Origin of the sequence: Pseudomaricurvus sp. (assembly GCF_965662505.1) — a bacterium.
Taxonomy (GTDB): domain Bacteria; phylum Pseudomonadota; class Gammaproteobacteria; order Pseudomonadales; family Cellvibrionaceae; genus Pseudomaricurvus.
Genome location: NZ_CBFIHX010000038.1, coordinates 1 through 22,707, shown reverse-complemented (window position 1 = coordinate 22,707; position 22,707 = coordinate 1). Strand labels below are relative to the sequence as shown.

General features: G+C 54.9%; 17 protein-coding genes and 1 pseudogene. 8 read left to right on the top strand and 10 right to left on the bottom strand.

What is annotated here, in order from left to right:
- Positions 1-76: 76 nt before the first annotated feature.
- Positions 77-1,246, bottom strand: a complete 1,170-nt coding sequence (locus ACTG33_RS07325) for an isovaleryl-CoA dehydrogenase (protein ID WP_439134548.1) — start codon at positions 1,244-1,246, stop codon at positions 77-79.
- A gap of 78 nt (positions 1,247-1,324) precedes the next feature.
- On the bottom strand, positions 1,325-1,753 hold the full coding sequence (locus ACTG33_RS07320) for a MerR family transcriptional regulator (RefSeq protein WP_439134547.1): 429 nt from the start codon (positions 1,751-1,753) through the stop codon (positions 1,325-1,327).
- A gap of 259 nt (positions 1,754-2,012) precedes the next feature.
- Here ACTG33_RS07320 and ACTG33_RS07315 point away from each other — a divergent pair, with 259 nt between their 5' ends.
- Positions 2,013-3,752 (top strand): GNAT family N-acyltransferase, encoded by a 1,740-nt coding sequence (locus ACTG33_RS07315; RefSeq protein WP_439134546.1) that lies wholly within the window; start codon positions 2,013-2,015, stop codon positions 3,750-3,752.
- A 120-nt stretch (positions 3,753-3,872) separates the two neighbouring features.
- Here the strand turns inward: ACTG33_RS07315 and ACTG33_RS07310 are convergent, their stop codons facing one another.
- Positions 3,873-5,039, bottom strand: a complete 1,167-nt coding sequence (locus ACTG33_RS07310) for a hypothetical protein (RefSeq protein WP_439134545.1) — start codon at positions 5,037-5,039, stop codon at positions 3,873-3,875.
- Positions 5,040-5,203: 164 nt separating this feature from the next.
- Between ACTG33_RS07310 and serB the strand changes: the two are divergent.
- Positions 5,204-6,456: pseudogene (gene serB, locus ACTG33_RS07305) on the top strand (phosphoserine phosphatase SerB).
- 100 nt (positions 6,457-6,556) lie between these two features.
- Here the strand turns inward: serB and ACTG33_RS07300 are convergent.
- The 3 genes from ACTG33_RS07300 to epmB form a co-directional block, all read right to left on the bottom strand.
- Entirely contained in the window at positions 6,557-8,671 is a 2,115-nt protein-coding gene (locus tag ACTG33_RS07300) for an EAL domain-containing protein (protein WP_439134544.1), read from the bottom strand.
- A 420-nt stretch (positions 8,672-9,091) separates the two neighbouring features.
- Positions 9,092-10,963 (bottom strand): hypothetical protein, encoded by a 1,872-nt coding sequence (locus ACTG33_RS07295; RefSeq protein WP_439134543.1) that lies wholly within the window; start codon positions 10,961-10,963, stop codon positions 9,092-9,094.
- Between the two features lie 93 nt (positions 10,964-11,056).
- Positions 11,057-12,061 carry an EF-P beta-lysylation protein EpmB gene (gene epmB, locus ACTG33_RS07290; RefSeq protein ID WP_439134542.1) on the bottom strand — a complete coding sequence of 335 codons (1,005 nt, stop codon included), beginning with the start codon at positions 12,059-12,061 and terminating at the stop codon, positions 11,057-11,059.
- 214 nt (positions 12,062-12,275) lie between these two features.
- Between epmB and efp the strand changes: the two genes are divergently transcribed.
- Positions 12,276-12,848, top strand: coding sequence for an elongation factor P (efp, locus tag ACTG33_RS07285; protein WP_439134541.1), 573 nt, complete (start codon positions 12,276-12,278; stop codon positions 12,846-12,848).
- Positions 12,849-12,970: 122 nt separating this feature from the next.
- A complete protein-coding gene (epmA, locus tag ACTG33_RS07280) occupies positions 12,971-13,924 on the top strand; it encodes an EF-P lysine aminoacylase EpmA (protein ID WP_439134540.1) in 954 nt (317 codons plus the stop codon).
- Positions 13,925-13,978: 54 nt separating this feature from the next.
- Here the strand turns inward: epmA and cysE are convergent, their stop codons facing one another.
- The 4 genes from cysE to ACTG33_RS07260 form a co-directional block, all read right to left on the bottom strand.
- Positions 13,979-14,773 carry a serine O-acetyltransferase gene (gene cysE, locus ACTG33_RS07275; RefSeq protein WP_439134539.1) on the bottom strand — a complete coding sequence of 265 codons (795 nt, stop codon included), beginning with the start codon at positions 14,771-14,773 and terminating at the stop codon, positions 13,979-13,981.
- Positions 14,774-14,870: 97 nt separating this feature from the next.
- Positions 14,871-15,875 carry a serine/threonine protein kinase gene (locus ACTG33_RS07270; RefSeq protein ID WP_439134538.1) on the bottom strand — a complete coding sequence of 335 codons (1,005 nt, stop codon included), beginning with the start codon at positions 15,873-15,875 and terminating at the stop codon, positions 14,871-14,873.
- A gap of 146 nt (positions 15,876-16,021) precedes the next feature.
- A complete protein-coding gene (locus ACTG33_RS07265; protein WP_439134537.1) occupies positions 16,022-17,149 on the bottom strand; it encodes a beta-ketoacyl-ACP synthase III in 1,128 nt (375 codons plus the stop codon).
- A 212-nt stretch (positions 17,150-17,361) separates the two neighbouring features.
- Complete coding sequence (locus ACTG33_RS07260; RefSeq protein ID WP_439134536.1) at positions 17,362-18,096, bottom strand: ComF family protein; 735 nt, start codon at positions 18,094-18,096, stop codon at positions 17,362-17,364.
- 271 nt (positions 18,097-18,367) lie between these two features.
- Here ACTG33_RS07260 and bioB point away from each other — a divergent pair, with 271 nt between their 5' ends.
- From bioB to bioD, 4 genes are all read left to right on the top strand, one after another.
- Complete coding sequence (gene bioB / locus ACTG33_RS07255) at positions 18,368-19,423, top strand: biotin synthase BioB (RefSeq protein ID WP_439134535.1); 1,056 nt, start codon at positions 18,368-18,370, stop codon at positions 19,421-19,423.
- Between the two features lie 38 nt (positions 19,424-19,461).
- Entirely contained in the window at positions 19,462-20,676 is a 1,215-nt protein-coding gene (gene bioF / locus ACTG33_RS07250) for an 8-amino-7-oxononanoate synthase (RefSeq protein WP_439134534.1), read from the top strand.
- Between the two features lie 11 nt (positions 20,677-20,687).
- Positions 20,688-22,316 (top strand): malonyl-ACP O-methyltransferase BioC, encoded by a 1,629-nt coding sequence (gene bioC / locus ACTG33_RS07245; RefSeq protein WP_439134533.1) that lies wholly within the window; start codon positions 20,688-20,690, stop codon positions 22,314-22,316.
- Between the two features lie 8 nt (positions 22,317-22,324).
- Positions 22,325-22,707 (top strand): dethiobiotin synthase (gene bioD / locus ACTG33_RS07240; protein WP_439134532.1); only part of this gene is annotated, 383 nt, incomplete at its 3' end.

Here is a 22,707-nt window from a genome sequence, read left to right as displayed (position 1 = left end):
TTCCGCTCTATAGCATTTCGTTAAGCGGTCTAACATGGTTTCGTTAAACGGTCTTACTTGGTTTCATTAAGCAGTCTTATTTGGTTTCGTTAAACAATTCTCGGCCAATCAGCATACGGCGCACTTCGGAGGTGCCGGCGCCAATTTCATACAGCTTGGCGTCCCGCAGCAGACGGCCGGTGGCGAATTCGTTAATGTAGCCATTGCCGCCCAAAGTCTGGATCGCTTGCAGGGCCATTTGTGTGGCTTTTTCAGCGGTGTACAGAATCACGGCGGCGGCGTCCTTGCGGCTTTCTTCACCGCGATCACAGGCTTTGGCTACTGCGTACAAATAGGCGCGGGAGGCGTTTAATTCGGTGTACATGTCAGCTACCTTGCCCTGCATCAATTGGAATTCACCAATGGACTGGCCGAATTGTTTGCGGTCGTGAATGTAAGGGACGACGATGTCCATGCAGGCCTGCATGATGCCGACTGGGCCACCGGAAAGAATGGTGCGCTCGAAATCCAGACCGCTCATCAAAACTTTTACGCCTTCGCCTTCTTTACCCAGGATATTCTCAGCAGGCACTTCGCAATCCTGAAACACCAGTTCGCAGGTGTTGGAGCCGCGCATGCCCAGTTTGTCCAGTTTCTGATGACGGGAGAATCCGGGGAAATCCCGTTCGACGATAAATGCGGTGATGCCACGAGAGTTGGCGGCAACGTCAGTTTTGGCGTAAATCACATAGGTGTGCGCGTCGGGGCCATTGGTGATCCACATTTTGTTGCCGTTGAGGATGTACTTGTCGCCCTGTTTTTCTGCGCGCAATTTCATACTGACCACATCGCTGCCGGCGTTGGGCTCGCTCATGGCCAGCGCGCCAATGTGTTCACCGGAACAGAGTTTGGGCAGGTACTTGAGTTTTTGATCGTGGGTGCCGTTCTTGTGAATCTGGTTAACGCACAGATTCGAATGAGCACCGTACGATAAACCGACGGACGCCGAGGCACGAGAGATCTCTTCCATGGCGACGACGTGGGCGAGGTAGCCCATGTTAGTGCCGCCAAACTCCTCGGCAACGGTCATGCCCAACAGGCCCATATCGCCAAACTTACGCCACATGTCCATGGGGAATTCATTGTCGCGGTCGATTTGCTCGGCGCGTGGCGCCAGTTCGGCCTGGCAAAATTGATACACGCTGTCGCGTAGCATGTCGATGTCGGAGCCAAGGTCAAAGTTTAACGATGGGTAGCTGATGCTCATGGTGTGTCTCTTCTTAATGCAAATTCAAAAATCAGGTTCAAATGTTCAGCTCATGGCAGCTGTTGATGTTTGGGTGTTTCAGGCATCCGTTTCCAATGATTCTTCCTGCAGGTTCTTGTAGCTTTCCTGATCGATCTTTTGCAGCGCCTCCAGGCAGCTGCGCTCAGAAGATTGCAGGTCGACCATCATCACTTCCAGATCGTGCATCTGTTGTTGCAGATAATCGCGACGCTCGCGGATTTTCAGGATCAGCTTCTCCAGCTGATCGGCGTTGCTTTTACCCGGGTTGTACATCTCGATAATGTCGCGGCTCTCATCCAGCGTTAATCCGAGGCGTTTACCGCGCAGGATAAGCTTGAGCTTAGTCCGGTCCGCCGGGGTGTAAATGCGGGTTTGGCCTCGGCGCTCGGGCGTCAGCATGCCCTTGTCCTCATAAAAGCGGATGGCACGGGTGGTGACGTCGAACTCCCGGGACAGGTCGGTAATGCTGTAGGTTTTTGTTGTCATTGGTTTCTGTGATTCCGGTATTTTGAGCAGCCGCCCAAAGGGTCGAGTGCGACAAGACAGAGGTAAGACTAGCAATAGTTTACGTTAACGTAAAGGTAAGCTTGGTGATAAGGAGGGTGGTTTTTAGATGGAAAAGGCCCGAAGGGGAGTCACATTAGTGTCACAGCACCATCATTTAACCGTCACAAGATCGCAGTAATTTGGTCGTAATCCAATAAACACTGGCAGCGTCAAAACAAGACGAAAATGAGCGAGTTTTATGATCAACATCGAACAAACCCTCTGTGACAAATACCCCGGTTTCGGTCAGCAGCCGGAGATGATCAAACGTTCCACCTTTTCATTCTTGCGGAGGCTGACCCACGAGCAGGAAATTAACGCTTTCCTGAAGGATAACGCGGGTCTGGATCCGATTGCGTTTATCGAGAGTGTGTTCGATTACTTCAATTTCAGCTACACCGTGTCCAGTCGCGACAAGGCCAATATCCCGGATCAGGGTCGGGTGGTGATCATTGCTAATCACCCCATTGGCTCGCTCGACGGTCTGGCGCTGCTGCGTTTGGTTTGCGAGGTGCGGCCTGACGTCAAAATCATTGCCAATGACATGCTGATGAATTTTGAAGCGCTGCACCCGCTGTTGATCCCGCTGGACAATATGACGGGCAGCGGGGCACTGAAGAGCTTCCGCATGACGCTGGATGAGCTGGAAAAAGACCGCGCGGTGATTGTTTTCCCGGCCGGCGAGGTGTCTCGAGCACGCCCCAACGGAGTTCGCGATACTCGCTGGCGTCCGGGGTTTCTGAAAATGGCGCGTCGTGCCAAGGCGCCGATTCTGCCGATTCACATTCAGGCCAAGAATTCGTTGCTGTTTTACAGTGCTTCCATGGTGTACAAGCCACTGGGGACGGCACTGTTGGCGAAAGAGATGTTCAATAAAAAGTCGGCCACGATTAAGTTCTGTGTCGGTGAGCCTATTCCCTGTTCGGCCCTGCATACCGATCAATTGCCGGATAGAGCCTTGCTCAAACGCTTGAAAAAGCATCTTTACAAAGTGGGTAGCCGCAAACACAAGAATCCGATGTTTGTCACGGAAAAGACCATTGCTCACCCTGAAGATCGTCTGCGGTTGTTGGAAGAGTCCCGTCAGATGCAGGCGTTGGGCGAAACCCGCGACGGCAACCGCATTCTTCTGACCCGTTATGCCGAGAGTCCTGTGACCATGCGCGAGGTAGGACGCCTGCGGGAATACACCTTCCGCAAGGTGGGTGAGGGTACTGGCGCGAAACGGGATCTGGACCTTTTTGATCGCAGTTATCAACATTTGTTGTTGTGGGATCGCGAGGCCATGTGTCTGGCCGGGGCTTATCGTCTGGGGGATATGGCGAGGCTGCTGAAGGAATCTGGCGATGCGGCTTTGTACACCCATACGCTGTTCGATTTTCAGCCGGGCTTTCGTCCCTATCTGGAGCAGGGGTTGGAGCTGGGGCGCAGCTTCGTCAATCCCCAGTACTGGGGCAAGAACAGTCTGGACTACCTGTGGCAGGGCATCGGCGCTTATCTGAATCACAACGAAGGTGTGCGCTATCTGATTGGGCCGGTGACGGTCAGCGCCAGCTTTTCCAAATCACTGATTGATCATCTGGTGTTTTATTACCAGCGTTATTACGCCTGCCCGCAGGCTCTGGCCAGTGCCAAACAACCCTATTTTATCGAGCCGGATCGTCGCTGTGAGATGGAGGCCGCTTATCAAGGACGGGGAGGTGAAGAGCAGGGACTGGATCGTGACGAAGGTTTTGCTCTGCTGCAGAAAATCTTCCAGGCGGAAGGTGAGAAGGTACCGGTGTTGTTCAAGCAGTACGCAGCGTTGTTTGAAGAGGGGGGGTTTCAGTTGCTGGCATTCAGTGTCGATCCGGATTTCAGTGATTGTATCGACGGTCTGTTTCTGGCGGATTTGACCAAGCTCAAACCGGCCAAGCGCAAGCGCTATCTGGGAGCCTGATCGGGCTCCTGTCTTAACTCTTTAATCCCTGATTCTTCAATCCCTGACTCTTTGATCCTTAATACTTACTTTTTGGTCCTTAAAACTTACTCTTTGGTCCTTGATTTTGCCGGATCGCGGTCAGGCGGTTTGCAGGCTCTGCAGCTGTTTGGCCTGTTTGTCGAGCAGGCCCTGATAGCTGGGGCGCAGCCCTTCCACTGAAATCCATTGATCAGCCACCAGTTCTTCGGCAGTGTCCAGCCTTTGCAGCAGCTGGGACGTCGCGCAGTCTTGGCTGTCCAGTAACAGGCTGTGGTTTTGCCGTGTCAGCAGGATTGAAACCAGATGCTGGCGGGTTTTGGCCTGATCCAGATACAAGTTGAGGCCGGTACCCTTTTGGGAGGGGTAGATGGCGGCGGCGTAGTGCAGTTGAATGCCGGCTCTGCCTTTTTGCAGCAGGGAGAACAGCAGTTGAGCAGCGCAAATCGCCCGAAAAGTGGTGTTGCCGATCTCATCACCGTGAAATTCCAGCTCCAGAGTTTCGTGATCCGCCAGAGTAATCCGGCCGCTATAAAGTGCATTGATGCCGCTAAGGTGGCTCTGGAGATCGTCGAATAACTGCTGACGTAAAGTGGCACTGAGCTGTTGTTTCAGTGAAGGCCAATTGAGGCAGCAGAATTTCAGGGTGACAAACTCTTCTTCGTCACTGTGGCTCGTACGGGGCACCGCTACCGCTACATCGGTTTGCTCCACGGTAGCAGGCAGTGGCGGTTCGGAGGGCGCGTCTTCGTCATCGGTCGCTTGCCGCTGGTTAATGATGCTGAGTACCAGCATGGCTCCGGCAAGCCCCAACAAGGCCATCAGCCAGGTGTCATCAAGCTGCTCGTAGAGCGTTTGTGTGTCGATGGTGACGGTGACGTAGCCGGCAATACTGTCTTGTAGGGTGACAGGAGAGGTGTAGGACTGGTGGTCGCGATTGGCGTAGTCTCCGGCGTTGGGCGAGTCTCCGGCCTGCACCAGCAGGTGATTTTCCACGTCGTGCACTGTCACGCTGAGAATATCGGGGTTGCGGGCAATATCGCTGACGGTCACCTGCAGGCTGACAAGGTCGTGGTTCATGGTGGCATCTGTGGCCTGACTGGCGGCCAAAGACGCCAGCGCATTACCGTACTGATCGGTGCGAATGTCCAGGCGCTGGTGATGCTGCTGCTTCAACAAGCTGGCGCTGATGAGAAGGCAGATCAGGGTGGTGGCACTGATCAAAAACAGGGGGCTGCGGAGCAGTTTAAGCACAGTCGGAGACGGCATGTTGTTGCGGGTTTGACCTCTTTTGACGAAACAAATGGCCAAGGTGTGGTAGTAAACCGATCCCTGGCTGACGCGAGATGCAAAAATCAGAGATTATTTTAGTCTGAGGGCTGAGTAAAGTTATAATGTTTTACTTTAAACATGCAGGCAGTTGAGTTTTCCGAGTGAAAGAAATTCTTTTGATCAATATCTCCGGTGAAGATCGTCCCGGTGTCACCTCCGCCATTACCCGGATTCTGGGGCAGTACCAAGCCAATGTGCTCGATATTGGTCAGGCGGTCATTCACGATAATCTCACTTTGGGGTTGTTGGTGGAGATTCCGGCGGTGTCAGAATCGTCACCGGTGCTCAAAGATATTCTGTTTATGGCTCACGAGCTGGACATGCAGGTGCGTTTCCAGCCGATCAGCGAAGAGAGCTACGGCCAGTGGGTCAGCCATCAGGGCAAAGATCGCCACATTGTCACCTTGCTGGCTCGGCGTATCACCGCGGAACAGATTGCCGAAGTGACTTCCGTAGCGCTCGAGCACGGTCTCAACATCGACAACATCAGTCGTCTCTCGGGGCGGGTTGATCTGGACACGGACAGTGATCAGACCAAAGCCTGTGTGGAATTCTCCGCCCGTGGTACTACCACCGATCTGGCCGAATTGCGGTCAGCGTTTATGGAGCTCTCCAGCCGCCTGGACGCCGATATTGCCTTCCAGGAGGATAATGCCTTCCGCCGTAATCGTCGTCTGGTGTGCTTTGATATGGACTCGACCCTGATCGAAGCCGAAGTTATCGACGAGCTGGCCAAGGCCAGCTGATCGAAGCCGAAGTTATCGACGAGCTGGCCAAGGCCGCAGGTGTTGGCGATCAGGTGATTGAGATTACCGAGGCTGCCATGCGCGGTGAGCTGGACTTCAAGGAGAGCTTTGCACGGCGCATGGCGTTGCTGAAAGGTCTGGATGAATCCGTGCTGGCTGAAATCGCTGAGCAACTGCCAGTGACCGAGGGGGCAGAGCGACTGATTTCAACACTCAAAAAGCTGGGGTACAAAACAGCCATTCTGTCCGGAGGCTTTAATTATTTCGGCAAATACCTGCAGCAGAAGCTGGGCATCGATTACGTTTACGCCAATGAATTGGAAATTGTGGACGGCAAGGTGACCGGTAATGTTTCCGGGGTGGTTGTGGACGGAGCCCGTAAGGCAGAATTATTGCGTGAGCTGGCCACTCAAGAGGATCTGTCGTTAGAGCAGGTGATTGCGGTTGGGGATGGTGCCAATGATTTGCCCATGTTGAGCATTGCCGGGTTGGGCATTGCGTTCCGGGCCAAACCTCTGGTGAAAGCGTCTGCCAAACAGTCGATCTCGAATCTGGGGCTCGACGGGATTCTGTATCTGATCGGTTTTCGTGACCGGGATGCACTTTAAGATAACCTGATAACAGGAAGGCGCCCGGTCAATTCGGTTTAGCCTTCCGTCTTCGATCTTTCCGCTCTCCCCCTCCTGCCGTTCTATCCCTCCTTTCGTTCTACCCCTCCATCGTAAAGTCGTAACTCATGGAGGCGGTCGGTGCCTGCAGGTAGTGGCCCTGAATGTAGTGAACGCCTGTCTGCCACAGCGTCGACAGAACGCTGGCGTGTTCCACGAATGGCACGATGGTGATCTTGTTGGCTTCCAGCAGTTGCTTGATCATGTTGCTGAGTGCTTCCGGTCCCTCGTTGTTCTTTTGAATGTCGAGAGTGAAGGAGCCGTGAATTTTCACGTAGTCCGAGGGGGCGTGAGATAGGGTCTTGAACGGATTCAGGGAGCAGCCAAAGTTACACAGCGAGGACTGGCAGCCGATGTCTTTGAGCCCCTGGAATAGGGTTTTGGCGTCATTTAGATGGCTGGTTACATCACTTTCGTCCACCTGGAATACGATCGCCTCGGGGGTGAGGCCGGCGGCTTTAAAGGCCACGCCGATCCAGGGGACCAGACTCTCGTCGCACAGGGATTCACGGCTCAGGTTTAGCAGCACCCGGGTGTTGTGACCACTGGCGCGATGTTCGGACAGGGTCTTAATCGTCTCGAGGATCACCCAGCGGTCGATCTTGGTGGCGACACCGATCTGGGCGGCCGCATCCAGGAATTCGTTTGGTGAAATCTGTTGGTCATCTTCACTGAGCATTCGCAGCAGCACTTCATAGTGCTCGTCCTCGGCGCCTCGCAAACTGATGATGGGCTGGAACAACAGCTGAAAGCGGTTGTTGTCCAGCGCGGATTTGATCATGTTGGCCATATCCGCTTCGGCTTTTTCTTCCGGAGTCACTTCCGGATCGTAAAGTTTGACCCCGTTGCCGCTGTGATCGCTTTCGCTGCGATAGTTTTCGGTGGCTTTCAGTGCTTCATCAATGACTTCTTCGGCGCTGGAAGAGGTTTCATTTAACACGGAAACACCAATCGTCGTGGTGGCCTGAACGGTTTTCCCATCCACATCGATAATGTGCTGTTCAATTTCCTTGCGGATAAGTTCGGCGCGATCCAGCGATTGCTGCGCGTTCTGGTTGGGCGCCAGCAGCATAAAGGAGTCGTCACCAAAGCGCGCCAGAGTCTCTCCGGGGAGGGCGTGTTTGCGCAGTAGCGACGCCAGATCGCTCAGTGCCAGATCAGAGCCGGCAACTCCCATCTGGGTTTGGATGTGCTCGAAAAACTTGTCGACTTCGATGTACAGAACGGTCGTAGTGCTGCCTTCGTTGATAGCCCTGGAGACTTCTTTTTCCAGCTGCTCCACCAGATACAGTCGGTTGTAGAGGCCGGTGACCAGATCCTGATCCTTGATCTTTTGCAGTTCGGCCTCAAGCTGTTCGTTGTTGGCCTGACTGGCCCGGATCACAAATTCGATACAGGACTCTTCATCATAGACAGCCTGAGCGACATCCAGACTGATGTTGGCAGTGGCGCCGTCGTGGGTGATGCCGCTGAAGTTGAGCTGACAGTTTTCGGCCTCGTCGCCTTTGAGGGTGAAGTCCTTCAGGAATTGCTTAACGTGTTTCTGGTCTTGGTCATTGACCATGTCGATGACCGGCATGCACTCGATGTCGTCACGATCATTGTAGCCGAAACGATCGGCGAAAGACTGGTTGGCGTAGAGGTACATGCCGTCCTGGACATAGGCGATGGCATCGCGGGAGCTGTCGAGTAATTGTTGGCTGCGACGCTCCGCCTCTTTGAGTTTGTGGTCCGCACGGCGGCGCTGTTGGCGCTGTTCGCGGTTTTCCATTTCCCGCTGGATGACCAGCAGCAGGTGTTGATCCTGGTCCAGAGGCACGACATCGCTGGCGCCGACTTTGAGGCCGTCAACCACCGCCTGATTGGCATCGATGCTTTCTTCAGCGGCTTTCTCGCTGACCAGAATCATGGGTACGTCTTTGTTCAGTCGCTTGATTTGGCGCAGGGCGTTGGCCGGAGGGAGTTGGGTGCAGCTGTCTTCTGCGATCAGCAGATCCCAGCTTTGCTCCTGCAGCAGTTTGGTTAGAACTTCTTCGCTTTCGACGTGCTGCGCCCGGGTGGGCCGGCCGGCGTTGTTGAGCATACTGATCAAACGTTCCACTTCTTTGCGGGAGTCGTTGATGATCAGAAGACGGATGGTCTCGTTGGCGTTCATACTGCGGTTGTTTTTCCCTGTTCAAGCTTGGGCGAGGTCTGATCTGCATAGGGCAGATAACATCATGGTACTTGCTTGTTCAAAACTGCACTCGGTTGTTCGAAAATCCTGCTAGCTGTTCTTCGGTTCGGTGCGAGCAGAGGTTCCGTGTCGTTAGTGCAGTTCATCGTTGCTGCGCCGCCTCTGGTTATGATTCCTTGCTAGTTGGTACTTTTGTTCCAAATGGCATAGTGCTATGGATTCTAACGGCTGGGCGCACAGAAAGACAGACTACGCTAAATAAAACCCTGCTCAAAGCCGCCAGTGGCTCCGAAATGAATTATGTGACATATGTTGCAGAACCAGAACATCAAATGCCTTAAACGCTGGCAGAGGCGTTGCTCTAGAGGCTTCGGAGTAGACTGCGGAACAGGCTTCGGACTACCAGTCTTCCGGAAAATTTTCTGCCTCGGGCGGCAAGTCATCGGAGCCATCAGTGTCCCGGTGGGCGGACTCGATGGCCCGATAGCGAAACAGGTTGATACTGGAGCTGCTGTAGAGCAGCTGGCTCAACTGCACTGTGCAAGTGTCGCCCAGGTTATTGAGGCGCGCCTTGTTGCCGGCCCGAAATGGATAGCTGGCAGTGATCAGCGCTTTCTCATTCAGTTTGGTGCCTGCCTTGCTCGAGCTCAGGCCGCGCATGTAGACATTGTCCCTGCCGGATTTCTGCAGCTGCTGTACGGCAACCGCCTGCGCTTGTTGAGCGATCAGCTGAATCCCCATCTGCGACATGCCCTTGTGCTGTTTGACCCAGCGGATAACGCCGAGGCTCCAGTCGGGCGTTTCTGGATCGCGAACAGCCACCAGTTCGCCAGTCTTCACTTGTGACGGGATTTGTTGGTGCCAACTCAGGCCAAAACCGCCGCTGCTGATGTCGGATATTTGAATTTTATACAGCGGGTATTTGCTGTTCATGGCCACAGGTGCGTCACTGGGGATGTTAAGGGGCTTTTCCGTGTGAGTGCGCGTTCCCGGTTCGGCATCAAAGGCTTCATCCCACGGGTCGTAGTCGGCACTTAACCCCTGAACACGATATTGTCTGCTCATCGGATTCCGTGCCTGGCAGCGTTCATGCAAGAAACTGTCAAAGCTTTCCTGGCCAGCCAGATGGTAATGGGCGCAGGGAATGCCAACAGCGATTTCCAGCGTGTTTTTGGAGGGTTTGCGCGGTTGATAGCGGCGGAACTCTTCTCCCCAAGCACCGATGGCATGGGTCAGCAACCGGCTGCCGAGACTGGCGGGTATGGTGATCGGATCGTGTTCGCTACTGCCTTGCTCTTCAATTCGCTTCAGACTGTTGAGCAGGGGCTTCAGGTTCAGCTCGCGCAGGGCGTTACGGTTTGTGTCGGGAGCATTATCGCCCTGAAGCTGGCTCTTGTAGCAGGGTGCGAGATTGTCATTGAGGTTGATGGCGTAGCGATTGTCAGGGTCTTTGCCCAGCGGGGACAAATGGCACAGTGAGCTCCAGGTCTCCAGAGCGTCATAGATAATCTCTGTCTCCTGCTGGCGCAGCTGACTGTGGTGGCTACAGGCCAGTAGCAGAACACGCTGAAAAGCCTGGTCAATGGACGTCTTCGACTGTTGCTTCAACAATGGATCGTGATAGGTGGTTGGTAGCAGATCCAGAGTCTCTGCCAAGGCATAGAGCGAATAAAGCTCCAGCCAGTATTGATTCGACACCGGTGTGTAGATTTGGGAGTTGCGCAGCAGTTGCAGACCCATGCCGCTGATGGCGCGGTGAATCGACAGTCCCAAACGCTTGGCGCTGTCGTCTTTGAATTTACCGTCAGGTTGTTTTTCTATCATTCCGCGAACCACCAGACTGTAGCCATTGCTCGTATGCTTTTGCAGGGCCTGAGCGATGGTTGCGGTTTTCATGGCGCTGTCGGGCATGATCAGCGGTTGGCCGAGAAATGACTTGGTCAACCCCTGGATGCACTGCTGTACATAGGGGCGCAGGTGTTCGAGGATTTGCAGCCGGTTGCCGGGCGTTGTATCCAGACGGCTGACTTCGGGCAGAGCCTGGTAAAGCACAACACTGGTGTGATTAACCCGAATGGCGGGCAGTTGTTCGGCCCATTGCGCCACTTTGGCGGGACGGTTGCTCTGGCAAAAGCCCAAGATGGGCTGGGTTTGCTCGGGCAGACGCAGTCGGTGGACCAGTTCCAGTATGGCTGTATCAGGCTTCATTAATGCTTCGTTATCGTTTTTGGCGTGGCTGGGTGTCAGGTGTGGTACATAAGTCTTTGACACGTCATCGCTTTTTAGGTTGTTAATACCTTTTTACCCATTATAGAAGGTATTTACTAGGCTTCAGGTATATAAACGGCCGATTATTGCGTTTATTTAGCGAATCAGGGTTTTATTTAAGGCGCCGGGCTCTTCTCTGGCGAGCTTGGGTACCAGAAAGCCGGGAAGCCTGGTCTGCATTTGCTGGTGCAGGGCGATAGCATCGGCATCGTCTATCGCAAAATGCGCTGCACCCTGAACCTTGTCCAGCAGGTGCAGGTAATAGGGTAAAACGCCTGCCGCGAAGAGTTTTTCGTTGAGGTTTACCTGAGTGTCCAGGTCATCATTCACCCCTTTCAGCAGGACCGCCTGATTCAGGACAGTGACGCCGGCGTCACGGAGCAAAGTAATGCCCTGGCTAACGGCTTCATCCAGTTCGTTGGGGTGGTTGGTGTGCAGGACCAGCACACTTTGCAGGCGGGTTTCGGCCAGCCAGCCCAGGGTTTCACGGGTGATGCGCTGGGGAATGACGATGGGCAGGCGGGTGTGTACCCGCAGACGCCGTATGTGGGGAATGTCCACCAGCTGATCTACCATCCACTGCAGTTGCCGGTCGGGACTGGCCAGCGGGTCGCCACCGCTGAAAATCACTTCACGAATGGTGTCGTCGGCGCGGATCGCGTCAAACACCTGTTGCCACTGCTGGCGGCTGGGGTTGTTGTCCTCATAGGGAAACGCCCGTCGAAAGCAATAGCGGCAGTTGATGGCGCAATTGGGAGCCACGATCAACAGCACCCGGCCGTGGTATTTATGCACCAGCCCCTGAGTGGGATTGCTGTCGGCTTCTTGCAGTGGGTCATTGCTGTAGCCGGGGGTTTCGGTGAGCTCGTCCGTGAGGGGCAAGATCTGTTTCAGCAGTGGATCGTTCACATCGCCCTTGGTAATGCGGTCCAGATAGGGCCTTGGCGCTCGCAGCTCAAACAGCTGGCTGGCCGCCTGGGCCTGGGGCAGTAATTCCGTGGGCAATTGCAGGTATTCCAGCAGCTCCCGGGGATCCCGAATGGACTGAATCAGTTCTTCCTGCCAGGTGTTGACTGGCTGGTGCGGGAATAATTGCGACATCAGGGGCTCATAACGATCTGCGGGGAGTGCGGACACTATTGTACCGACATGTGGGGTTGGATGTAATTGGGATAAGGGCAATACCCATTGCCGGAGCTGCGTGGTTATCTTCTGCCCATCCCTGCGCTATAATGCCGCCTCTTTGAAGCATACGCTGCGCTGACAATGGCGCTTATAGCGCAGAACACTAGAACTGGAAAAGACGAGATAAACCATGGGTACATACTCCACGAATGAATTCCGCAGTGGCATGAAGGTGATGCTGGATGGCGAACCTTGTGCCATTCTGGACAACGAATTTGTTAAGCCTGGCAAAGGTCAGGCCTTTAACCGCGTCAAACTGCGCAACCTGAACTCCGGCCGGGTCTGGGAGCGTACCTTCAAATCTGGCGAGAGTCTGGAGGCGGCGGATGTCATGGACCACGACATGGAATATCTCTATTCCGACGGTGAGTTCTGGCACTTTATGGAGCCCAACACGTTCGAACAGCACCAGGCAGATGCCAAAGCGGTAGGTGACAACGCCAAGTGGTTAAAAGAACAGGATACGGTTGTGGTCACTCTGTATAACGGATCCCCGCTGGCCGTGAGCCCTCCTAATCATGTGGATTTGGAAATTGTCGATACCGATCCGGGTGTCAAAGGCGATACTGCCAACGGCGGCACCAAGCCTGCGACACTGTCCACGGGTGCTGTCGTCAAGGTTCCTCTGTTCCTTTCCATCGGCGATGTCGTTCGTGTGGATACCCGTACGGGCGAATACCAGGGGCGCTCCAAAGAATCCTGATTACTGACGTGGATTCCGAAAGGCCGGTGGGCGAAATGCTCACCGGCCTTTTTTATTGGTCGGACTTTATCTATGCTTTGTCAGTGTCGTTTATTTTTTCCTTTGAACCGGTTTAATCCTTCATGACCTCATCTGATTGGCGACCTTCGGCGTCTCTGGCGGCACTGCAGCAGCGGGCGGAACTTTACCGTGGCATCCGTGATTTTTTTTATCAGCGTCAGGTGAGCGAAGTGGATGTGCCTTCTCTCTCCCGCGCGGCGGTGTCCGATCCGCACATCGACAGCATTCCGGCTCAGGTCAGTGGTGAAACGCTGTATCTGCAAACCTCCCCTGAATTCTTTATGAAACGCCTGCTGTCGGCGGGCAGTGGTGATATCTACAGCCTGAACAAAGCCTTCCGCAACGGTGAGGCCGGTCGTCGCCACAATCCTGAATTCACTATGCTCGAATGGTATCGGCTGGGGTGGAACGATCAGCAGTTGATGGAGGAAGTCACTGAATTGATTGGCGCCTGTGTGGCGCTGTCGTCGGTGGAGCGTCTGTCTTATCGCGAGATATTTCAGCGCGAGCTGTCCATTGATCCACACACTGCCAGCGCCTCAGAGTTGAAGCAGATTGCCCAGCAGCACAGCGATATTCACTGGGATGACGACGATCGGGACGTCTGGCTCGATGTGTTGATGACCCACGTGATTGAACCGCGTATGGGAGGCGGCCTGGTGCTGGTGTACGATTTTCCCGCCAGTCAGGCAGCCCTTGCACGAAAGGGCGTGGACTCTGTTGGAGAGACGGTCGCCAAGCGTTTTGAAGCCTATGTGGGCGGCGTTGAGTTGGCGAATGGTTACTGGGAATTGTGTGACGGTGCGGAACAGGCGCAGCGTCTGCAGGATGATCTGGCAAAACGCCGTGCGATGAAGCTTCCTCAATACCCCATCGATCAGCATCTGGTCAGTGCGCTGAATGCCGGCATGCCCGATTGCGCGGGCGTGGCTTTGGGGGTGGATCGGTTACTGATGTTGGTAACCGGTTGTACCGACATCCGCAAGTTGCTGGCCTTTCCTTTTGAGCGGATATAGTTTGAGAGCGTATAGTTTGAGTGGATATGGTTTGAACGGATTGAGCCGTCCGGTTTAGATGTTTTGATTCATATCCATCGCCGGCTGACAGTCCAGCTTGCCCACTTCTTTGGCGGGGACGCCGGTCACTACGGTGTGCGCCGCGACGGGTTTTAACACCACGCTGCCGGCACAGACTTTTGCGCCTTCGCCCACTTCTATATTGCCCAGAATTTTCGCCCCCGGACCGATCATCACACCGGCACGGATTTTCGGGTGACGGTCGCCGGACTCTTTACCGGTGCCGCCTAGAGTCACCTGCTGCATGATGGAGACGTTATCTTCTACCATTGCAGTTTCCCCGACGACGATGCCGGTGGCGTGATCCAGCATGATCCCCTTGCCGATGCGGGCGGCGGGATGGATGTCGACGGCAAACACGCTGGAGATTCGATTCTGCAGAAACAGCGCCATTTCCCGACGATTGTTGTTCCACAGCCAGTGTCCCACGCGGTGCGCCTGTAAGGCATGAAAGCCTTTAAAAAACAAAAACGGGGTGGAAAGGTTATCGCAGGCGGAATCCCGATCTCTAATCGCCGTCAGATCCGCGCGCATGGCTTCGCCAATGGACGGATCGCTGTTGAGTGTCATCTGCACAACTTCGCGCACCTGCATGGCCGACGCGGCCGGGCTGTCGAGTTTGTTGGCCAGATGAAAACTCAGAGCGTCTTCCAGGCTCAGGTGGTTGAGAATGGTGGCGTGATAAAAGCTCGCCAGAATGGGTTCGTCGGCAGCCTGTTGTTTTGTCTCGTCACGAATGGTGATCCAGATAGCATCGGTCGAGGTTTCGGTGTTCAGCGTCTCCGACATATAACAGGCTCCTGCGGCAGGGTGAGCGACGTCCGTAGTGGCACGACAGTATGCGGACATTATCGCGATTCTGGGTTTAATTGACCAGTCGTGTCGTTTACCAGGGCATCGACAGCGGCGGTTCTTGCAGTGCGGCCAATTGCTCGCGCAGGGTCAAAATATGATCCGACCAGTAGCGCTGGGTGTTGAACCAGGGAAAGCTGTGAGGGAAGGCGGGGTCTTCCCAGCGGCGAGCCAGCCAGGCGCTGTAATTCATGATGCGCAGCGTGCGCAGAGATTCCACCAGATTTAATTCGCCGCCGTTAAAGCGACAAAACTGTTGATAGCCGGAAAGGATTTTGTTCAGTTGTCCCTGTTGCTGATCGCGTTCGCTGCCTGACAACAGCATCCACAAATCCTGAACCGCAGGCCCGCTGCGAGTATCGTCGAAATCGACAAAGTTAGGAATGTCGTCACGCCACAGGACGTTGCCAGGGTGGCAGTCGCCGTGCAGGCGCAGGGTTTCAAAGTGGGTTTCTGAAAAGCGCTGTTCGATGATTTTCACCAGATCATCGGTCAGGGTGCGGTAAGACGTTTCCAGCTCCATCGGAATAAACTGGTTGTCCATCAGAAACTCAATGCTGTCCAGGGCGTAGGTCTCGATGTTAATGGAGGGACGGTTCTCAAACGGTTTCAGGTAGCCGATGTTGTGCATGCGGCCGAGAAAGCGCCCCATGATTTCCAAGTTGCTGAGGTTGTCCAGTTCCGGCGCGTGTCCGCCTCGACGTTCAAACAGGGCAAACATAAAACCGCCGTGATCGCGAATGGTGTTGCCATCGGCGTCGGGCATGGGCGGAACAACAGGCAGATCATTCTCCACCAGTTCGGCACAGAAATCGTGTTCTTCCTGAATTTGTGCGCGGCTCCAGCGGTTGGGGCGGTAAAACTTGGCGATCAACGGCTGGCTGTCTTCAATGCCAACCTGATAAACGCGGTTTTCGTAACTGTTGAGCGCCAGATTGCGACCGTCACAAAAATAGCCTTCCGCTTCCACGGCGTTTAACACCACGTCGGGTGTCAGTGCTTCGTAGGGGTGAACTGTAGAGGGTACTGAATCGTTCATAGTAAGCACTTTAGAAGGTTATGGCGTGTGAATCGTAGTTTACGCGTAAAGATGCCGACGCGCAGAATAAAACGCAGCCTATCAACCGGCAGAATAAAAAAAGGCCCGATCAACGGGCCTTTCGGGTCGACGCTGAGCAGAAGAGATTAACGCTTCTTCAGCACCAGACTACCAATGGAATAACCTGCGCCGAAGGAGCAGATCAGACCGAGGTCGCCGGATTGCAGATCTTCATGATGCAGGTTGAAGGCAATCAAGGAGCCGGCCGACGCGGTGTTGGCGTAACGATCCAGCACAATCGGTGCTTCCTCGGCGGTGGCGTCACGACTCAGCAGACGTTTGCTGATCAGCAGGTTCATATTGATGTTGGCCTGATGCAGCCACCAGCGTTTCAGGTCGCTGATCTGAATGCCCAGGGATTCCAGCTGGCTGCTGATGTGCTCGGCGGCCATGGGACACACTTCTTTAAAGACTTTACGGCCCTGCTGGATAAAGAACTTATCCTCGGCGTAAGGATCGCTGTCATCGGCGTAAGACGTGTAACCAAAGTTTGAGCGGATGTTGCTGGAGAAGCTGGTGATGGCCTTGGTATCGAGGATGTCGTAGCTGTGTTCGCTGTTACAAGTCTCGGAGGACTCGACGATGGTCGCCGTGGCAACATCGCCAAAAATAAAATGGCTGTCCCGGTCGCGCCAGTTGTTTTGCGGCGAGGTCAGTTCGGGATTGATCGCCAGCACACATTTAGCGGTGCCAGCTTTTACCATTTCGTAGGCGCGCTGCAGAGCAAAGGTGGCGGCGGAGCAGGCTACCAGCATGTCAAAGCCGAAGCCTTTGATGCCCAGCTCGTTCTGTACTTCGATGGCAATGGCCGGGTAGGAGCGCTGGGTGTAGGCGCAGGAGACAATCACGGCGTCTACGTCTTCCGGTTTCTTGTTGGCTGCTGCCAGAGCTTTGCGAGCCGCGTGCAGGGCAATTTCCGCTTGGTGAGACAGTTCGTCGTCGCCGCGCTCTTCAAACTGCGGGCGCATACGGTTGATGTCGAGGATGCCCTCTTTGCGGTATACGTATCGGCTCTTGATGCCGGAAGCTTTGGTAATGAATTCGGCGCTGGACAGCGGCTTGGCGGCCAGCGACCCGGCTTCGATCTCAGCGGCGTGTTCAGCGTTATATTTTTCGGCATAGCCGTTGTAGGCTTCCACCAGCTCTTCGTTGGTGACGGTGTTGGCTGGGGTCCAAAGACCGGAACCACTGATTACTACGTTTTTCTCTGACATGATGATCCCGTTCACTGCGTGCAGATGGGGGGACGCTCAAAGGGCGTTCCCGAGTGTACTGAATTATAGGTGCTCGTCGTCGCTCTTGCGTGACTTGCTGGTCACTTTTTTCATAGGTGGACCGGTGACCCTGTAAGGCATTTGCCGTGGGTCAATGACCGGTCGATTGTGCCGTAATTGGCTTCGAACGTCTAATACGAAGGTCGCTAAATCTAATACGAAAGATGGGTTTTGTCGGTCCTTGCGAGACACCAGATGTCTACGCGACCAGCACCTTGGCGGCGCAGTTCGGCGCTGATGGCTCGGGCAGTCGCGGTGGTGGTGATAACGTCATCAATCACTGCCAGATGACGGTTTTGCAAATGCTCATGAATTCTTCTGTCGGATTGAAGCTGGAAGACCGCTCTCAAGTTGCGCAGCCGATCCTGCCGGCTGAGGTGACGCTGATCGCTGCCAGGACGTGTGCGTCGCAGTGCCTGAATAACCGGAATGTCGAAGTGTGCGCGCAACTGCTCGGCCATCCAGCTGGCCTGATTGAAGCTGCGCCACAGGGCTCGACGCCAGTGAAGCGGCACGGGAATCAGATAATCGGGAAGGTCGTCGGCTCTATAGGCTGTTTCAAGCTCTTGTATCAGACGCTGGACGAGCAGGTGGCCGTCTCGCAAGTCCCTGTAATCCTTAAAGTTTTGTAGCCAGTAGCTGATGGGTGGACGATAGCTGTCGGCACACAGGGTGCGCTCAAAGGCGGGCGGGTTGGCGAGGCACTCGCCGCAGATGCCCGCCGGATCATTCAGTGGCAGAGCGCAGCGAAAACAGCGGGGTTTGAGGTCGAGGAGGGCATCCTGGCAGTGTGTGCAGAGCGCACCCTCCGCCGAAGGCGCCATGCAGTAGCGGCACACCTGGTGGGGGAGAGTCTGGCGCAAAAGTTTGATAAACGGGTGGGGCATGGTGATCTTCCGTGATCAAATTGGGCGGGAAACCGGATTAGTTAACCCTGTTTCTGTTTTTTGGTTGACAGCGATATCCGTGCCGCTATCATTTGTAGCTTCATGTTTTCGTATTATTTTGACCTTTGACGGCGGATTTCCCCCGTAGGCAGGTCTGCCAAGAGCTTTGGTTCTCCATGAACTTGGGTTATCCAAGCGCTTTGGCTAGATAGAACGGTTATATAGAACGTTTGAGTTAATAGAACCTCAGGGTTAACAGGAACTTTGGATTATGGGCACCACTGACACGATTCGCAACGATTGGACCCGCGACGAGATTGCGGCTTTGTTTGACCTGCCATTCAACGACCTGATGTTTCAGGCGCAGGTGGTGCACCGTCAGCACTTCGATCCCAATGAAGTCCAGATCAGCACCCTGTGCTCCATCAAAACCGGTGCCTGTCCGGAAGATTGCAAATATTGCCCGCAGAGCGCTCGCTACGACACTGGCCTCGAAAAAGAGCGCCTGATGAAGGTTGAAGCGGTGCTGGAAGAAGCTCGCGCGGCCAAAGCCAGCGGCGCTACCCGTTTCTGCATGGGCGCCGCCTGGCGCTCGCCCAAGAAAAAAGACATGCCCTACGTCACCCAGATGGTAAAAGACGTGAAAGCGCTGGGTCTGGAAACCTGCATGACACTGGGTATGGTCAGCGAAGATCAGGCCACCGAGCTGGCCGGTGCCGGTCTGGATTACTACAACCACAATCTGGATACCTCGCCCGAGTTTTACGGCGACATCATCACCACCCGCACCTATCAGGATCGTCTGAATACGCTGGGTAACGTGCGCGCGGCAGGCATGAAAGTCTGCAGCGGTGGTATCGTCGGTATGGGTGAAGGTCAGTCCGATCGCGTCGGTCTGCTGCATCAGCTGGCCACCATGGAAAAGCATCCAGAGTCAGTCCCTGTGAACATGCTGGTACGTGTTGAAGGCACGCCGCTGGCGGATCAGGCAGATCTCGATCCGTTCGATTTTATCCGCACCATTGCGGTAGCCCGCATCATCATGCCGAAGTCTCACGTGCGTCTGTCCGCCGGTCGCGAAGAAATGAACGAGCAGATGCAGTCCATGGCGTTTATGGCCGGAGCCAACTCCATCTTCTACGGTGAGAAGCTGTTGACCACGCCAAACCCTGAAGCCAACAAAGATATGCAACTGCTGAAGCGTCTGGGCATCAATACTGAAAAGTACGAAGTGCACGAAGACGAAACTGAGCAGGAAGCGAGTGTGCTTCAGTCCATGGAAGCGGCGAAAAACGACAAATTCTTCTACAACGCTGCCGCCAAGTAACGGCGGCGGGCCTGTGTTTTACCAAGTGATCAGCCCGAATGAGTGATCAACGACAGTCACAGGCGTCCTCTCTGGAGCAGGTTCTTGCTCCAGCTCTGAAAGAGCGTCAGCAAGCTCACCTCTACCGTCGTCGCCGTACCCTGAGCAGTGCCCAGAGCGCGCAGGTGACGGTGGATGGTGTCCAGCTGATCAGCTTTTGCAGCAACGATTACCTCGGCCTCGCCAATCATCCTGCCATTGTCAGTGCGTTTAAAAGTGCAGCGGATATTTACGGTGTGGGCAGCGGTGCCTCTCATTTGGTCAGTGGCCACAGTCATGAACATCATGCGCTGGAAGAAGAGCTGGCGGCGTTTATGGGGCGTGATCGGGCGCTGCTGTTCTCCACCGGTTATATGGCCAACCTCGGTACCATTGGCGCGCTGGTGGGCAAGGGCGACGCGATCTTTGAAGACAAACTCAATCACGCTTCTCTGCTGGATGGCGGGCTGTTGTCCGGCGCCCGTTTTCAGCGCTTTCTGCACAATGATCTCTATGACCTTGAGAAAAAGCTGTCCCGCAGTGACAGCGATCGCAAACTGATTGTGGTCGACGGCGTGTTCAGTATGGATGGCGATCTGGCGCCTCTGCCGGAGTTGGCAGCGTTGGCGCAGCAACACATTGACTGGCTGTTGATGGACGACGCCCTCGTCTTTGGTTGTCTCGGTGAGACCGGGGCCGGAACGGCAGAGTACTTTGGTCTGGATCAGTCGCAGCTGCCAATTGTGATGGGCACGCTGGGCAAGGGTGCCGGTTCCTTCGGGGCGTTTGTGGCTGGCAGTGACGTGTTGATTGAAACCCTGATCCAGCAGGCGCGCCCCTATATTTACACCACCGCCATGCCGCCCGCCGTGGCCGCAGCGACCCGTGCCAGCCTGAAGGTGATGCAGGACGAGGCGTGGAGACGAAGCCATTTACAGCAGCTGATCGAACAGTTTCGCACTGGTGCACAGCAACTGGGTTTGCAGCTGATGGCATCGTCGACCGCGATTCAGCCTGTGGTGTTTGGTGATGCAGAGACGACGCTGAAAGTGTCGGAACTACTGCAGACTCAAGGTTACTGGGTGGGCGCGATTCGTCCTCCCACCGTGCCGAAAGGCACTTCTCGTTTACGAGTTACGCTATCGGCTGCGCATTCTGCCGAACAGGTCGAGGGATTGTTGGCCGCCCTCGAAGTCGCGGTGAAATCCTTGCCCGCTGAGGCGTCGTTATTGTGATGGGTTGTTCGGTGGAACATTCAGCTTCGGATCATTCAACTGCTGAGCCTTCAGCGATTGCAGAGGTGTCCCTGCAAACGCTACCGGCCACGGCCTCACGCCAATACGCCGAGCCGTTGGTGCTGTTGCACGGCTGGGGGTGTGATTCACGCAGCTGGCAACCCCTGCTGGACAGGTTGAATCAAACGCTGGATGTCATCGTGGTGGATTTACCGGGTTTTGGTTACCGTGGCGAGCCGGTGATGATTCAAACCCCCGAAGACTATTGCGCTAAATTGATGGCCGTGCTGCCGAACCGTTTTCTGTTATTGGGGTGGTCTCTCGGGGGGATGTTGGCAACGCACATGGCGGCGCAATACCCTCAGCGTGTCTTAGGCTTAATGACCTTGGCTAGCAATCTGACATTTGTGGCATCCGATGAATGGTCGAGCGCTATGACTCGCCATGAATTCGATGCATTTACATTAGGTTTTGATGAATCCCCCGAACTCACGTTAAAGCGCTTTGCAGGATTGATGGCAAAGGGCGACGCTGAAAACGAACGCAGCCTGTTAAAAGCGTTGCGTCAGCAATCACAAGCGGCATGGGAGGCGTCAGGTCAAAAACAGCTTTATTGGCGTGATGGGTTGAGCTGGCTGGCTGATCTGGATAACCGGTCAAGTTTTGCGTCCCTGATGCAACCCGGCGTGCATTTGTTGGCGAGTGACGATGCGTTGGTGCCGGTTCAGTCCGCACAATCCATGCGCACACTCAACCGACAGCAAAATGTGAAGGTTGTGGATGACTGCGCTCACGCTCTGCACTGGTCGGCGCCCGAGCTTGTGATTAAAGAAACCCTGGCCTTTGTGGATGCGGTTCATTATGCCGTGGACAAGCGCAAGGTGGCTGATTCTTTCGGTCGTGCGGCGGAAAAATACGATTCAGTGGCGGGGTTGCAGCGTCAGATTGGCCATGCACTGTTGTCACACGTCGAGCCGGATAACCGCGGCGCCTGGCTCGATCTGGGCTGCGGCACGGGTTACTTTACTCCGCATCTGGTGGAGCGCTGCGAATCGGTCGTCGGTCTGGATTTGTCCGAAGGCATGTTGTCGCACTGTCGCAAAACCCACGGTGCAGAAACGATTCAATGGTTGTGTGGTGACGCAGAAGCGATCCCTCTGGCCGACGAGTCTGTGTCCGGTGTGTTCTCCTCTCTGGCGATTCAGTGGTGTGCCAACCTGCCGCAATTATTTTCAGAGCTGAAACGAATACTCAAGCCCGGTGGTCGCCTGTGTCTCGCGACGCTTGGGCCGGATACCTTGCACGAATTGCGGGCTGCCTGGAGTGAGGTGGATAACTACACCCACGTTAATCATTTTGCCGCGGAAGCGGATGTGCGAACGGCGATCGCGGATGCCAGCTTAACGCTGGAAAACTGGGAGTCGGAACAGATTGTGTTGCGCTACGATCAGGTGCGCGACCTCACCTACGAACTCAAAACGCTGGGTGCGCACAATATGAATCACGGTCAAAGTTCTGGCTTGACCGGTCGCCAGCGACTGACCCGCTTTAAGCAGGCTTATGAACAATTCCGACAGTCAGATAACAAACTGACTGCCACCTATGAAGTGTTTTATCTGGAAATCACCAAGAGCGAATAGTATTCGATATGGCCAAACACAAATTTTTTATCGCGGGCACTTGCACCGATGTGGGCAAAACTCTGGTTGCCTGTGGCATCTTGGAAAAAGCCCGACAGCAGGGATTAACCACTGCTGCCGTAAAACCGGTAGCGGCGGGCTGTGAACAGACTGACGAGGGTTTGCGCAACGGTGACGCTCTGGCGTTGCAGGACGCCATGACGATGGAGCTGGCCTACGAGCAGGTCAATCCGGTGGCGTTTGAACCACCGATTGCTCCTCACATTGCCGCGATGCAAGAAGACAAACAGCTGTCGGTTGTCCGTCTGGCGGGATTTTGCAGCGGTGTACTGATGCAGCCTTCGGATCTGGCTCTGGTGGAAGGCGCCGGTGGTTGGCGTGTGCCGTTAAG